Origin of the sequence: Thiohalophilus thiocyanatoxydans (assembly GCF_004366735.1) — a bacterium.
GTDB lineage: Bacteria > Pseudomonadota > Gammaproteobacteria > UBA6429 > Thiohalophilaceae > Thiohalophilus > Thiohalophilus thiocyanatoxydans.
Genome location: NZ_SOQX01000004.1, coordinates 212,581 through 227,260 on the forward strand (window position 1 = coordinate 212,581; position 14,680 = coordinate 227,260).

The window sequence follows — 14,680 nt, forward strand, 5'->3', positions numbered from 1 at the left end:
ACCATGAACGGCAAACAGGAACATTTGCCCGTTCTGCTGGAAGAGGCGATAAGGGGTATGAATATCAAACCGGACGGTCGTTATATCGACGGCACCTTCGGACGCGGTGGCCACAGTGCGGCCATTCTCGCGCGGCTGGGTGATGGCGGTCGGCTGCTCGCCTTTGACAAGGATCCCCGGGCGCTGGAAACCGCGCAGGAAAAATTCTCACACGATTCACGCTTTACCCTGGTCCAGGATTCCTTTGCCCGCATGGCGCCCCACATCGCCGAGCAGGGTTGGGAGCAGGTCGATGGCATCCTGCTGGATCTGGGCGTCTCCTCCCCCCAGCTCGACGATGCCTCGCGCGGTTTCAGTTTCCAGAAGGACGGGCCGCTGGACATGCGCATGGACACCAGCCGCGGTCCGACGGCCGCCCAGTGGCTGGCCGACGCCGGTGAAAAGGAAATCGCCCGCGTATTAAAGGAATATGGCGAGGAACGCTTTGCCAAGCGCATCGCCCGGGCAATCGTCGCCGCACGCAATGAACAGCCGATCACCACCACCAAACAATTGTCTGCCATTGTCGCGGCGGCCAACCCGGCCTGGGAGAAAGGCAAGGATCCGGCCACCCGCGCTTTTCAGGCGATTCGGATTTATATCAACCATGAACTGGACGAGCTGGACGAGTGCCTGTTGCAGATCACCGATCTGCTCGTGCCGGGTGGTCGACTGGTGGTCATTAGCTTTCATTCACTGGAGGATCGCCGGATCAAGCAGTTCATGCGCAAGCAGAGCAAGGGCGATGACTTTCCACCCGATTTGCCTGTAATGCAGAGCCAGCTCAAGCCGAAAATGAAACTGATTGGCAAGGCTCAGCGCGCCGCTGATGCCGAAGTTGACAACAATCCGCGCGCACGCAGTGCTGTGTTGCGCGTTGCGGAGAAACTGTCATGAAATCGCTATGGCTGCTGATCCCCTTGATTATCGCGGTGATCGCCTCGGCAGTGAGTGTTGTGTATTCAACCCATTACAGTCGCAAGCTGTTTGTTGAACTGACCGAACTCAAGCAGGTCCGGGACAAACTGAATGTGGAATGGGGACAGTTACAACTGGAACAGAGCACCTGGGCGACCCATGGACGTATCGAAAGTCTGGCACGCAAGAAACTGGATATGAAGCCACTTGATTATAAACAGGTGATCATACTCAAGCCATGAAACAGCAGATATACAAACCGGCCTCCGCGTTTCGCCTGATCACCGTCATACTGGTATTGCTGTCTGTGACGCTTGTTCTGGTGTGGCGCGCCGTTGATCTGCACGTGGTCAGAAAAGCTTTTCTTCAGGACCAGGGTGATTCCCGTTATTTGCGTGAGCTGCCTCTCGCTGCCCATCGGGGTATGATTACCGATCGTCATGGCGAACCGTTGGCGATCAGCACGCCGGTGGACTCGGTTTGGGTCAATCCGGCCGAGTTTGCCACGGCCCAGCCGGAATGGCCCAGACTGGCGAGGCTGCTCAATCTTGATGTCAACGAGATTGCCCAGAAAATTTCACAACGCCAGGATAAAGAGTTTGTCTATATAAAACGGCATGTGGAGCCGGCCCGGGCAAAACGGATCATGGAACTGGGCATACCGGGCATCTCCCTGCAACGTGAATATCATCGTTATTATCCCATGGCGGAAGTGGCTTCCCACGTGGTGGGGTTCACCAATATTGATGATCAGGGTCAGGAGGGACTGGAACTGGCCTTTGATGGCTGGTTAAGCGGGGAAGCGGGCAGCCAGCGTGTGATCCGCGATCGTCTGGGTCGTGTCGTCAAGCATGTGGAGCTATTGAAAAAGCCCCGACCCGGCAAAAACCTGACCTTGAGTATCGATCGTCGCCTGCAATATCTGGCTTACCGGGAATTAAAGCGTGCAGTGATGAGTAACCGTGCCCAGTCCGGTTCCGCGGTGATTCTGGATGTCAGAACGGGAGAAGTGCTGGCGATGGTCAACCAGCCCGCCTATAACCCGAATAATCGCGGTAACCTTCAGAGCCAGAAGGTGCGTAATCGCGCGGTCGCGGATGTATTTGAGCCGGGCTCGACTATCAAACCTTTTACCGTGATTGCCGCATTGCAAAGCGAAGACTATAGCGCCAACAGCGTGATCGATACATCACCCGGTTATTATCAGGTAAGAGGTAATACCATACGTGATATTCGTAACTACGGGAAAATCAATCTGACCCGGCTCATCAAGAAGTCGAGCAATGTTGGCGCCAGTAAACTCGCCTTGTCCCTGGAACCCGAAAAGATCTGGCATGTTTTTGATCAAATGGGTTTTGGCATGCCCACCAGCAGTGGTTTTCCCGGTGAAACAGGTGGCTTGCTTAAACCTGCGGTGACCTGGGCTGAAATTGAACAGGCAACGCTGGCGTTTGGTTACGGATTGTCAGTGACTCCTCTGCAACTGGCAAAAGCCTATGCCGCAATCGCCAATCAGGGCGTCATCAATCCGGTAAGTTTTGTACGTGAAGATGAACCGGTACAGGGCAGGCGTGTCATCGATGCTGAAGTGGCCAATACGATGACACGTATGTTAGAGAGCGTCACGAATGAAGGCGGCACCGGTACACGTGCACGGGTGCCCGGCTACCGGGTTGCCGGTAAAACCGGGACAGTGAAAAAAATAACGAGTGAAGGTTATACCGGAGATAAATATATTGCGGTTTTCGCCGGCATGGCACCTGCCAGCGATCCGCGCATTGCCATGGTTGTCACGATTAACGAGCCTACCGGTGATGACTATTACGGCGGCCAGGTTGCGGCACCGGTCTTCTCCCGGGTCATGGGTGGTGCATTGCGCCTGTTTGACATTGCGCCTGATAACCTGATGGACGACAAGATAAAATTTGCTTCACTGCCCAATAAGGCGGCAGGAGAGCATCCATGATGACAATGCCGAATACACACGCCATGATGTATTTGAGCAGTATACTCGAGGATCGGATTGCTATCCCGGCCAGCCTGGATTGTCCCGTCACTGACATGACCATGGACTCACGTCAGGTCGTCGAGGGCAGCCTGTTTGTGGCAATAAAAGGGTGTCAGGTTGATGGCGCGGATTATATCGATGCCGCGATTGAGCAGGGCGCATCAGCGATTTTGCGTGAGCACACCGGCGATGATACCGGGATTACACCGTTGAGCTGGAAAACATCCGTCACAGACCAGACCATTCCGGTGGTCAGTTTGAAAGACCTGTCACGGCAATTGGGCGCACTGGCCGATCGTTTTTACGGCAGCCCCTCATTGCAGATGTTTGTTGCCGGGATTACCGGCACCAACGGTAAAACCTCCTGTTGTCAGTTTGTGGCACAGGCGCTGAGCCAGGATAAACCCAGTGGCGTTATCGGCACCCTGGGCCGTGGACTGTACGGGCAGCTGGAGGATTCAGGACATACCACGCCGGATGTCATCGCCAACCATCACTGGTTGGCAAAAATGCGTGACCAGGGGGCGTCCAGTGTTGTCATGGAAGTCTCCTCGCATGCCCTGGATCAGGGACGTGTAGATCGGGTGCGGTTTGATTGCGCGGTATTTACCAATCTGTCCCATGAACATCTGGACTATCACGGGGACATGGCAAGCTATGCCCGTGTCAAGCAACAGCTGTTTCACACTCCGGATTTGAAGACGGCAGTCATCAATCGGGACGATGCCTATGGGCGTGAGCTGGAAGCAACGCTGGATAAATCGATTGAAGTTATCAGCTACGGAATGCAGTCGGAACATCAGCCGACGCTACTGGCGCGGGACATTCGTCTCCTCGCCGACGGTCTGCAGTTCAGAGTCGAGTCAGCTTACGGTTCCGGCGAAGTCAGAACACAATTATTGGGGCGCTTTAATATCAGCAATCTGCTCGCCGCACTTGGCGCTTTGCTCGCCAAAGGACTGACGTTTGATGATGCCCTGGGCAGACTGGCCGACGTCAGGACCGTGAGTGGAAGGATGGAAACACTGGGTGGGAATGGCCAGCCACTGGTGGTGATCGATTACGCCCATACGCCCGACGCCCTGCAACATGTCCTTGAAGCGTTGCGTGAGCATGCCCGTGGAACACTCTGGTGTATCTTTGGTTGTGGCGGCGAACGAGACAGGCAAAAACGTTCCCTGATGGGAAAAATCGCGGAAGTTTATGCGGACCGGGTTGTCGTGACCAATGACAATCCGCGTCACGAGAATCCCGTGGATATTATCGAGCAGATTCTGTCCGGTATGTCGGATTCCGACAGAGCTTATGTAGAACGTGATCGGCAAAAGGCGATCGAGAGTGTCATTCAGGGAGCGGAGGCAGAGGATGTCATTCTGGTGGCCGGTAAAGGTCATGAAAATTATCAGCAAGTTGGTGATGAAAAGCGGCCGTTCAGTGATATGGCCGAGGCGCAACTACAGCTTAAACGGCGAAAGGCATGACTGCAGGATCAGAACAGATTATAGCTCGCGGCCTGCAGATGAAGGCGAAGCAAATCGCCGAACTGCTGACCGCGGATTATGTTGGCGAGAATGTTGAAATTCACGGGGTATCCACGGATACACGCAGAATTGCCGATGGCCAGCTGTTTGTCGCACTCAAGGGGCCAAACTTTGACGGACACGATTTTGCGTATCAGGCAGCTGAAACCGGCGCGGCAGCCTGCCTGGTCGAGCGGCCTGTCGAAGGTCTGAACTGTATTGTTGTTAATGACACCCGTATAGCACTGGGCGAACTCGCCGCGCAATGGCGTCAGCGGTTAAAAGTCAGATTGATTGGTATTACCGGCAGTAATGGCAAAACCACGGTCAAAGAAATGCTGGCCAGTATCTTGTCCGGACAAGGTGAAGTTCTGGCTACCCGGGGGAACCTGAATAATGATATTGGTATGCCCCTGACACTGCTGGAGCTTGATGAGCGATACAGTTATGCGGTTATCGAGATGGGGGCAAATCATCCCGGTGAAATCGGGTACCTGACCCGGATTGCCAAACCTGATGTGGCATTAATTACCAATGCCGGTATGGCTCACCTTGAAGGTTTTGGCAGTGTTGAGGGCGTGGCGCATGCCAAAGGCGAAATTTACCAGGGCCTGGGTGATAATGGCATTGCGATTGTGAACAATGAGGATGCCTATGCCGATTACTGGAAACAGTTGAATCAACAGCGCTGCACTATAAGCTTTGGCACAGTGCCCGGATCGGATGTCAGGGCCGAAATAAGAATTGAAAAAGATGGCCAGAGCATGGCGATTGTTACACCGACGGACGAGATGACTGTCACGCTGAAATTACTGGGTAAACATAATGCCTTGAATGGCCTGGCGGCGATAGCCGCCGCGATAGCCGTGGATGTGCCTTTGACGGCAATCAAGGCTGGCCTGGAAAGTCTGCGGCCGGTTAATGGGCGTTTACAACTAAAGGACGGCATCAAGGGCAGCCGGATTATTGATGACACCTATAATGCCAACCCGACTTCCCTGTATGCGGCACTGGAGGCTCTTCGCGAATTTCCGGGGCAACATTACCTGGCGCTTGGGGATATGGGTGAACTGGGTGGTAAGGCCGAATCATTGCATAGCGATGCCGGCAGGAAGGCGAAAGAAAGCGGTGTGCAACGGCTGTATACCCTTGGATCGCTGGCACGTCATGCTTGCACTTCTTTCGGCGAGTCAGCGTACAGTTTTCTGGAACATGACGATATGATTGAACAAATCAGTAATGATCTGGCGCCCGATGTCACGCTGCTGGTCAAGGGTTCGCGACGCATGAAAATGGAAAAAATTGTTGCTGCCTGTGAAACGGGTCATAACAGGAAAGACTGATGCTATACCATCTGACACAATACCTGCAGGAGTTTTACAGCGGCTTCAATGTATTCAATTACCTGACGTTGCGGGCCATCATGGGTGTATTGACTGCACTGGTCATCTCCCTGCTTGTTGGACCCTGGATGATTCGTCGACTGGGAACGTTTAGCTTCGGTCAACCGATTCGGGACGATGGGCCGGAAACACACCTGATCAAGGCCGGAACACCCACCATGGGGGGTGCCCTGATTTTGATCGCTATCGCAGTCAGTACACTCTTGTGGTCGGATCTGACCAATAGCTATGTCTGGGTGGTTATTCTGACAACCTTCCTGTTCGGTGTGATCGGATGGATTGATGATTACAAGAAACTGGTTAAAAAAGATCCGCGCGGTCTGATCGCACGCTGGAAGTATTTCTGGCAGTCAGTTATCGCTATTGCCGTTGGCATCTATTTATACCAGACGGCATTGCCGGTTGAGAGAGAACTTATTGTGCCATTTTTCAAGAGTATCTCGCTTGAAATGGGCATGATTACGTATGTGCTATTGACGTATTTTGTCGTTGTCGGGTCAAGTAACGCGGTGAACCTGACCGACGGGCTGGATGGTCTGGCTATATTGCCGACGGTCATGGTTGGCGGTGCGTTGGGCATATTTGCCTATGCGTCCGGACATGCCGAGTTTTCTGAATACTTGCAGATCCCCAATATTCCCGGCTCCGGTGAACTGATTATTTTCTGTGGTTCACTGGTCGGTGCGGGGCTCGGTTTTCTCTGGTTTAACACCTACCCGGCTCAGGTTTTTATGGGTGACGTCGGAGCATTGGCTCTGGGTGCCGCACTGGGCGTTCTGGCCGTGATCGTCCGACAAGAGCTTGTTCTGTTTATTATGGGTGGTGTTTTTGTAATGGAAACCCTATCGGTTGTTTTGCAGGTTTTATCATTCAAAATGACCGGCAGGCGAATATTCCGCATGGCACCGCTACATCATCATTTTGAATTAAAAGGCTGGCCCGAACCGCGAGTGATCGTCCGCTTCTGGATTATTACTGTCATTCTGGTTCTGATCGGTCTGGCGACGTTGAAGATTCGATAACCAATGCTGGCAACGCACATGACAATGAGCACACAGGCAGCAGAGTACTTGCAAGGCAAGAAGGTCCTGATCGTCGGTATGGGTCAGACCGGGCTCTCCTGTGCGCGCTTTTTGTCCGCATTTGATATTGATATTGCTGTAACAGACAGTCGCCCGGAGCCGCCCTGTCTGTCGGTACTGCATCAGGAACTGCCGGGTACGGCCGTATTTGTCGGCGGTTTTGACGAGCTGGCATTTCGCCGCGCGGATATTATTGTGGTCAGTCCGGGAATTGCTTTACGCGAGCCGTTGATCGTCGAGGCACGTGCCAGAGGCGCAAAAGTCATTGGCGATATCGAGTTGTTCGCTTGGTTCGTCAATGTACCGGTGGTGGCGATTACCGGCTCCAATGGAAAAAGTACGGTGACCACCCTGGTCGGCGAGATGTTTCACAAGGCCGGTATCAAGGTGGGTGTTGGCGGAAACATCGGGAATCCGGCACTGGATCTGCTCAAGGAAGACAATCAGGCCTGTGTGCTGGAACTGTCCAGCTTTCAGCTTGAGACTACCGGGTCGCTGGATCCGGTCGCGGCAGCATTACTCAATATCAGCGAAGATCATCTGGATCGTTATGACACGCTGGCGGATTACACGGCAGCCAAGGCCAGGATTTTTTATGGTTCCGGTGTGCTGGTGGTGAATGCCGATGATGAAAAAGTGATGGCAACCGCACGATTGTTCTCCGCCGGACGTAAGCAGATCAGTTTCAGCCTGGGGATGCCTGCAGGGGAGCACTACGGGATTTGTCAGCAGGGTGCTAAACGCTGGTTATGCCGGGGTCAGCAGATGCTGATTGCCGTCGATGATCTGAAAATAACCGGCGAACACAATCTGGCCAATGCATTGGCGGCGCTGGCTCTCGGGGAGGCGGCCGGTCTGAGTCCGGATGTTATGACTGACACATTACGGGATTTTGCGGGATTGCCGCATCGCTGTCAGTGGGTGGGACAACACAATGGCGTGATTTGGATTAATGATTCCAAGGCGACCAATGTCGGCGCGGCGATTGCCGCGATTCAAGGGATCCCGGGAGAGAAACTGATCCTGATCATGGGCGGCCAGGGCAAAGGACAGGATTTCAGCGTCTTGCACGATGTTGTGGCGCAGCGGGCAAGATGTGTGGTTTTGATCGGTGAGGATGCCCCGTTATTGGAGGAGGTGCTTGGTACGCGGGTCCCGGTGAAGCGTGCCGGCTCCATGCGGGAGGCCGTCAACAAGGCGGCAGAAATGGCTCAAACCAATGACACTGTCCTGTTATCTCCGGCTTGTGCCAGCTTTGATATGTTTCGTGGCTTTGAACACCGTGGTGAAACATTTATCGAGAGCGTCAGGAGTCTGACACAGTGATAGCGGCGACGCACATTGCAAGACTGTTTAACAAACCGGACAGCCGGAACGAGCGAGTGCGTCTACTGGATATGGTGGACCGGCCGCTGCTATTTGTTGCGCTGTTCCTGTTATGTCTGGGACTGGTTATGGTCGGTTCGGCATCAACTTCGATTGCTGAAAAAATGATGGGTGATCCCTTCTACTTCTTCTGGCGTCAACTGGTTTACATGGGAATCGGATTGCTCGTCGCTACTTCCGTTATGCGCGTGCCAATGGAGATATGGGAAAAGAGTGGAAGAGCACTGATATTATTGAGCATTCTGTTGCTGATACTGGTTTTTATTCCGGGACTGGGGCGTGAGATTAATGGCAGCCAACGCTGGATTATGCTGGGACCGCTTACCCTGCAGGTTTCTGAATTCGTCAAACTGTTCTCGGTAATTTATCTGGCCGGCTATCTGGTTCGTCATCATAACGAAGTGCGTTCACGGGTGGTCGGGTTTCTGCGCCCCCTTATTCTGCTAACCCTGCTGAGCCTGTTGTTATTGCTGGAACCTGATTACGGAGCGGTCGTTGTGCTGTTTCTGACGGCTTTCGGCATGATGTGGCTCGGCGGCGTGCGCTTTACCCAGTTCATGCTGTTACTCTCGTCATTGGCCGCTGCGCTGGCCCTGTTGGCGGTGACTTCACCATACCGCTTACAGCGATTGACGACATTTTTGAATCCCTGGGCGGATCCCTACGACAGCGGTTTTCAGCTGACCCAGGCCCTGATCGCCTTTGGTCGGGGTGAGTGGTTCGGTGTGGGGCTCGGTTCCAGCATCCAGAAACTGTTTTATCTGCCGGAAGCGCACACGGATTTTCTCTTTGCCGTCATGGCTGAAGAGCTGGGGCTCTTCATGGTGATACTGGTGGTCATGGCGTATCTGTTTGTGGTTTACAGGGCGCTGAAAATCGGCCGTCGTGCCGAGAAGCGGGAGCAGCCTTTCTCCGGTTATGTGGCTTATGGCCTGGGTATCTGGATCGGTGTGCAGGCGTTTATCAATATTGGCGTCAACATGGGGGTTTTGCCCACCAAGGGTTTGACACTTCCGTTGATGAGCTATGGCGGCAGCAGTCTGCTGGTTATGTGTATTGTCATTGCCCTACTGCTGCGCATCGATATTGAAACCCGCAAATATGATCGTCGCAGTCAAATGCCGAAGGGGAGGGACTATGAACCGTAATCCCCGTCGCATATTGATTATGGCCGGTGGCACGGGGGGACACGTCTTTCCGGCGCTGGCTGTGGCACGCTATCTTGAGGAACAGGGTGTGGAGATCCATTGGCTGGGTACTCGCCGTGGCCTGGAGTCACAGGTTGTTCCACGGGCGGGTTTCAGCATCCGGTTTATTTCCGTCAGCGGCTTGCGCGGCAAACGTCTGTCCGGATTATTTTTCGCTCCGTTCAAACTCTCTTATGCACTGTTACAGGCGATTGTGATTTGTCTGCGACTCAAACCGGATGCCGTACTGGGAATGGGGGGCTTTGTTACCGGTCCCGGCGGACTGGCCGCCTGGTTGTTACGCCGGCCATTATTGATCCACGAACAGAATGCCATCCCGGGTCTGACCAACCGTCTGCTCAGCCACCTGGCTTTGCAGGTGATGGAGGCGTTTCCGGGCAGCTTTAAAAATGACAGGGTACTGCACACCGGTAACCCGGTACGCCAGGACATTATTGATCTGTCGGCACCGGCGCAACGCTTGCCCCGACATGAGGGCGCGATCCGCATTCTGGTGATTGGCGGGAGTCTCGGAGCACAGGTGCTGAATGAAACCGTGCCACAGGCGCTGAGCCGGCTACCGGACGAAATACCGGTAACGGTTCGGCATCAGGCCGGAAGGGGCAAACTGGAGTCGGCCCGCGAGGCGTATGCGTCGGCCGGCATCCAGGCGGAAACCGTTATGTTTATTGATGACATGGCCGACGCGTTCGAGTGGGCCGATCTGGTGATCTGCCGCGCCGGGGCGCTGACTGTTTTTGAACTGGCCTCGGCAGGCCTGGCTTCGGTTCTGGTGCCGTATCCCTATGCAGTGGATGATCATCAGACCGCCAACGCCCGCTACCTGGAGGAGGCCGGCGCGGCCAGGCTGATGCCGGCCAGGGAGTTCAATGCCGAACGTCTGGCGGCGGTATTGCGGGAATTGCTGGAACAGGGTCGGGATAACCTGCTGGCGATGGCCGAACGGGCACGACAACGGGCCATGCCCGACGCAACCCGGATTGTCGGTCAGCGTTGCCTGGAGGTGATGCATGGCTAACCAGCTGAGGCGCTTTACCGATCTGCCTTCCGGTCAGGGCGAACCGGGTATGGGCCGTATTAAATGTATCCACTTTGTCGGTATCGGTGGTGTCGGTATGGGCGGGATCGCGGAAGTACTGATCAATCTCGGTTACGAGGTGACCGGTTCGGATATTCATGAAAATGCCGTGACCCGTCATCTGACGCAACTGGGGGCAACCATTATCCAGGGCCATGCGGCGGAAAATATTACCAACTGTGATGTGGTGGTGACTTCCAGTGCCATTGTGACAGATAACCCGGAAGTCAAGGCCGCGCACCAGCAGCGTATTCCGGTAGTACCGCGGGCGGAAATGCTCGCCGAGCTGATGCGTTTTCGGTATGGCATTGCGGTGGCCGGAACGCATGGCAAAACCACGACCACCAGTCTGGTCGCCAGCGTCCTGGCCGAAGGCGGGGTGGATCCGACATTTGTCATTGGCGGACGACTCAACAGTGCCGGTACCCATGCGCGTCTGGGCAGCGGGCGCTATCTGGTGGCCGAAGCCGATGAAAGCGATGCCTCGTTTATGCATCTGCAGCCGATGATGGCGATCGTGACCAATATCGACGCGGATCATATGGAAACCTACGGCGGGGATTTTGAAAGACTGCGCCAGACCTTTGTCGAATTTCTGCATCACCTGCCGTTTTACGGCCTGGCGGTGGTGTGTATTGATGACGAGGAAATTCGTAATCTGATGCCGAGTATCAGCCGGCCTATCATTACCTATGGCCTGAGCGAGGGCGCGGACGTGCGCGCGATAAATATCACTCAGGCGGCAAACCAGACCCACTTTACGATTGTACAGCGGGATTCGGGAGAGCGTTTTGATGTCACCTTGAATATGCCGGGACATCACAACGTTCTGAATGCCCTGGCGGCTATCGCGGTCGCGCATGAGATCGGGATCGAAAACCGGCACATTGCCAGGGCGCTGGATAATTTCCAGGGTATCGGACGCCGCTTCCAGATCTATGGGGAGTATCAGATTGGCCGGGGCAAAGTGATTCATGTCGATGACTACGGTCATCATCCGCGTGAAGTGGAAGCGACTATTCAGGCGATCCGCGCCGGTTGGCCCGAGCGGCGCCTGGTGGTGGCATTTCAACCGCATCGTTATACCCGAACACGGGATCTGTTCGAAGACTTCACCCGGGTGCTCTCCGAAGTGGATGCCCTGGTGTTACTGGAGGTCTATCCCGCCGGTGAGACACCTATTAATGGTGCTGACGGACGCTCATTGACGCGCGCCATTCGGATGCGGGGCCAGGTTGAACCGATTTTTGTCGAAGAGCTGGATGAGTTAGCGACGGTACTGAACGGGGTATTACAGGACAGGGATATTCTACTGACACTCGGGGCCGGGAATATCGGCGCCGCGGCGGCCCGGCTCGAGCAGCAATTGAGCGGGCAATAACACCATGATGCAGATGGATAGAATAGAGACCGGAACCATGCAACTGCGGGGCGAGATGAAACAGCTTGAGCCGATGAGCCGGCATACATCCTGGCGCGTGGGCGGTGTAGCCGAGCATTTTTATCGGCCGGTGGATGTCGCCGATCTGCAGCAATTGTTGCAGCAGCTGCCGGCGCACGAGCCACTGTTCTGGTTGGGGCTGGGCAGTAACCTGCTGGTACGTGATGGCGGGATTCGCGGCACCGTGATCTGTACCAGTGGTGTGCTCAATGCTATCGAGTGGTTGGAAAATAATCGGGTCTATGTGGAAGTCGGCGTGGCTTCCCCGCAGGTGGCCCGGCAAACAGCGCGGCGGGGATTGCAGGGCGCCGAATTTCTCTGCGGCATTCCCGGCACCTTTGGCGGCGCCCTGGCGATGAATGCCGGCGCCATGGGCGGAGAAACCTGGAACATCGTCGAGTCGGTGAAGGTGATCGATCGCCGGGGTGAACTGAAGACCCGCGGGGCCGACGAGTTCGAGACAGGTTATCGCCATGTTCGGGGAAAACAGGGTGAATGGTTTGTCGCTGCCACCTTGCAGCTTGAAGCGGGTAATGCCGGGCAGAGTTTGCAACAGATCAAACAGCATCTGGCACGGCGCGGGAGCACCCAGCCGACCAGTCAGCCCAATGCCGGATCGGTGTTTCGCAATCCGCCCGGCGACTATGCGGCCCGCCTGATTGAGCAGTGTGGGTTGAAAAATACCTGCATCGGCGGAGCCTGCGTGTCCGAGAAACACGCCAATTTTATTATCAATACCGGCACGGCCACGGCCCGCGATATTGAACTGTTGATTCAACGGGTTGCCGATAAAGTACAACAGGCAAGCGGCATCGAACTGGTCAGGGAAGTGCAGATTGTCGGAGAACCGCATGAGCATGACTGAGCACAACAAAACGATCGATCCGCAGACCTTTGGCAAGGTCGCGGTATTGATGGGTGGCTGGTCCGCCGAGCGGGCGGTCTCATTGCGCAGTGGCCAGGCGGTACTGGATGCCCTGTTGCGCCGTGGTGTCGATGCACACGGTATCGATGTCAACAAAGAGACTGTCCTGCAAGTGCTGGAGAAGGGCACTTACGATCGCGCGTTTATTGTCCTGCATGGTCCCGGTGGTGAGGATGGTCGAATCCAGGCGGTCCTTGAGGTAATGGGGATTCCCTATACCGGCAGCGACGTACTCTCATCGGCGCTGGCCATGGACAAGTTGCGCAGCAAGATGATTCTCGAGGCCGCCGGGTTGCCGACGCCGGATTATATGGTACTGGATGACGAAACGGATCCGGAGTATGTGGTCGCCAGTCTGGGCCTGCCGCTGATGGTCAAACCGGCGCTGGAAGGTTCGAGTATCGGCATGAGTCGGGTCAATGAACCGCAGCAGATGCGCGATGCCTACAAGACCGCCGCACAGTTTCCCGGCGCGGTCATTGCCGAACGCTGGATTGAAGGCGGTGAATACACCGTGACAATACTGGGTGAGCAAACACTGCCGGTCATCAAGCTTGAAACCCCGAATGAATTTTATGACTACGAGGCCAAATATCAGTCGAATCAAACCCGCTATTTATGTCCCAGCGGTCTGGAGCCCGAACAGGAAGGGCAAATGCAGCGCCTGGCTCTGGCGGCTTTCAAGGCGGTCGGAGCAAGCGGTTGGGGGCGGGTCGATATTCTTTGCTCGGCAGACGGCAAGCCCTGGGTCATTGAACTGAATACGGTACCGGGTATGACGGACCATTCCCTGGTTCCCATGGCGGCGAAAGCCATTGGCATGGATTTCGACCAGCTGGTGTACGCCATACTTGCCCAGACACTGGACGGGTATAACGGTGATCAGCAGCAAGGAGGTAATCATGTCGGCGCGAGCTAACCAGGCAGCGGTAATGCCGGACGGGCCGATGTTCAGATTCCGGCCTCGTCGATTGTTGTTAATCCTCTCGGCGCTGTTGTTGGGCGTATTGTTATACCTGGGGATTCAGCGTCTGGTGAATCCATTGAATGTACCGGTGGATAAAATTCGCGTGCAGGGCAGTTTTATCAATGTGACCGAGAATATGCTCAATCCACTTTCGGAAAGTCTGTCCGGCGTCGGTTATTTTGATATCGATGTGGGAGTCGTACAGCAGCAGGTCGAAAATCTTCCCTGGGTTGCACATGCGACCGTACGACGCATCTGGCCCGATAAACTGGCAATCCATTTTGTTGAACAACAGCCGTTTGCTGTCTGGGCCGCCGGGGGACTGTTAAATGAAAACGGCGAAATATTCAAACCGGAAGTATCCACCTATCCCTCGGATCTGCCGGTTTTTCAGGGGCCGGAGAAATTGCGCGACAAAATGCTGGATTCGTACCGGCGCTTTTCCGGGTTGTTGTCTCCCCTGAATATGCGGATTACTAAACTGAAACTCGATCAACGTCAGGCATGGCAGATCGGTCTGCACAACGGTATTCATCTGAAACTGGGGCGCGAACATGAACTCGAACGTCTTGCGCGCTTTATCCGGGCTTATCCCCGGCTCAGTTCGATGGATCGGGGCGGCCTGAAACGCGTGGATTTACGTTATACCAACGGCATGGCAGTCGAATGGAAACAGAACAGGACATGAAAAAGCGTTCGGGAGTG

General features: G+C 55.0%; 13 protein-coding genes. All 13 read left to right on the forward strand.

What is annotated here, in order from left to right:
• Window positions 1-3 precede the first annotated feature (3 nt).
• The 13 genes from rsmH (at window position 4) to EDC23_RS09340 (ending at window position 14,663) form a co-directional block, all read left to right on the forward strand.
• Complete coding sequence (gene rsmH / locus EDC23_RS09280; protein WP_134083826.1) at window positions 4-936, forward strand: 16S rRNA (cytosine(1402)-N(4))-methyltransferase RsmH; 933 nt, start codon at window positions 4-6, stop codon at window positions 934-936.
• On the forward strand, window positions 933-1,199 hold the full coding sequence (gene ftsL, locus EDC23_RS09285) for a cell division protein FtsL (protein ID WP_134083828.1): 267 nt from the start codon (window positions 933-935) through the stop codon (window positions 1,197-1,199). The genes rsmH and ftsL overlap by 4 nt, the downstream gene beginning before the upstream one ends.
• Window positions 1,196-2,923: a peptidoglycan D,D-transpeptidase FtsI family protein gene (locus tag EDC23_RS09290; RefSeq protein WP_134083830.1), complete on the forward strand. Its 1,728-nt coding sequence runs from the start codon at window positions 1,196-1,198 to the stop codon at window positions 2,921-2,923. Before ftsL ends, EDC23_RS09290 begins: the two co-directional genes overlap by 4 nt.
• Entirely contained in the window at window positions 2,920-4,446 is a 1,527-nt protein-coding gene (locus EDC23_RS09295) for a UDP-N-acetylmuramoyl-L-alanyl-D-glutamate--2,6-diaminopimelate ligase (RefSeq protein ID WP_134083832.1), read from the forward strand. The genes EDC23_RS09290 and EDC23_RS09295 overlap by 4 nt, the downstream gene beginning before the upstream one ends.
• Window positions 4,443-5,828, forward strand: a complete 1,386-nt coding sequence (locus tag EDC23_RS09300; RefSeq protein ID WP_243830756.1) for a UDP-N-acetylmuramoyl-tripeptide--D-alanyl-D-alanine ligase — start codon at window positions 4,443-4,445, stop codon at window positions 5,826-5,828. Before EDC23_RS09295 ends, EDC23_RS09300 begins: the two co-directional genes overlap by 4 nt.
• Window positions 5,828-6,910 carry a phospho-N-acetylmuramoyl-pentapeptide-transferase gene (gene mraY, locus EDC23_RS09305; protein ID WP_134083834.1) on the forward strand — a complete coding sequence of 361 codons (1,083 nt, stop codon included), beginning with the start codon at window positions 5,828-5,830 and terminating at the stop codon, window positions 6,908-6,910. The genes EDC23_RS09300 and mraY overlap by 1 nt, the downstream gene beginning before the upstream one ends.
• 18 nt (window positions 6,911-6,928) lie before the next feature.
• Window positions 6,929-8,296 (forward strand): UDP-N-acetylmuramoyl-L-alanine--D-glutamate ligase, encoded by a 1,368-nt coding sequence (murD, locus tag EDC23_RS09310; protein ID WP_243830757.1) that lies wholly within the window; start codon window positions 6,929-6,931, stop codon window positions 8,294-8,296.
• A 71-nt stretch (window positions 8,297-8,367) separates the two neighbouring features.
• The gene (gene ftsW / locus EDC23_RS09315) at window positions 8,368-9,504 is read left to right on the forward strand and encodes a putative lipid II flippase FtsW (RefSeq protein WP_134083940.1); all 1,137 of its coding nucleotides are present in this window, start codon (window positions 8,368-8,370) and stop codon (window positions 9,502-9,504) included.
• Complete coding sequence (gene murG, locus EDC23_RS09320) at window positions 9,494-10,582, forward strand: undecaprenyldiphospho-muramoylpentapeptide beta-N-acetylglucosaminyltransferase (RefSeq protein ID WP_134083836.1); 1,089 nt, start codon at window positions 9,494-9,496, stop codon at window positions 10,580-10,582. Before ftsW ends, murG begins: the two co-directional genes overlap by 11 nt.
• Window positions 10,575-12,023, forward strand: a complete 1,449-nt coding sequence (gene murC, locus EDC23_RS09325) for a UDP-N-acetylmuramate--L-alanine ligase (RefSeq protein WP_134083838.1) — start codon at window positions 10,575-10,577, stop codon at window positions 12,021-12,023. Before murG ends, murC begins: the two co-directional genes overlap by 8 nt.
• 4 nt (window positions 12,024-12,027) lie before the next feature.
• Window positions 12,028-12,948, forward strand: a complete 921-nt coding sequence (murB, locus tag EDC23_RS09330; RefSeq protein ID WP_134083840.1) for a UDP-N-acetylmuramate dehydrogenase — start codon at window positions 12,028-12,030, stop codon at window positions 12,946-12,948.
• Complete coding sequence (locus EDC23_RS09335) at window positions 12,941-13,927, forward strand: D-alanine--D-alanine ligase (protein WP_134083942.1); 987 nt, start codon at window positions 12,941-12,943, stop codon at window positions 13,925-13,927. Before murB ends, EDC23_RS09335 begins: the two co-directional genes overlap by 8 nt.
• Entirely contained in the window at window positions 13,911-14,663 is a 753-nt protein-coding gene (locus tag EDC23_RS09340) for a cell division protein FtsQ/DivIB (protein ID WP_134083842.1), read from the forward strand. The genes EDC23_RS09335 and EDC23_RS09340 overlap by 17 nt, the downstream gene beginning before the upstream one ends.
• Window positions 14,664-14,680: the final 17 nt, after the last annotated feature.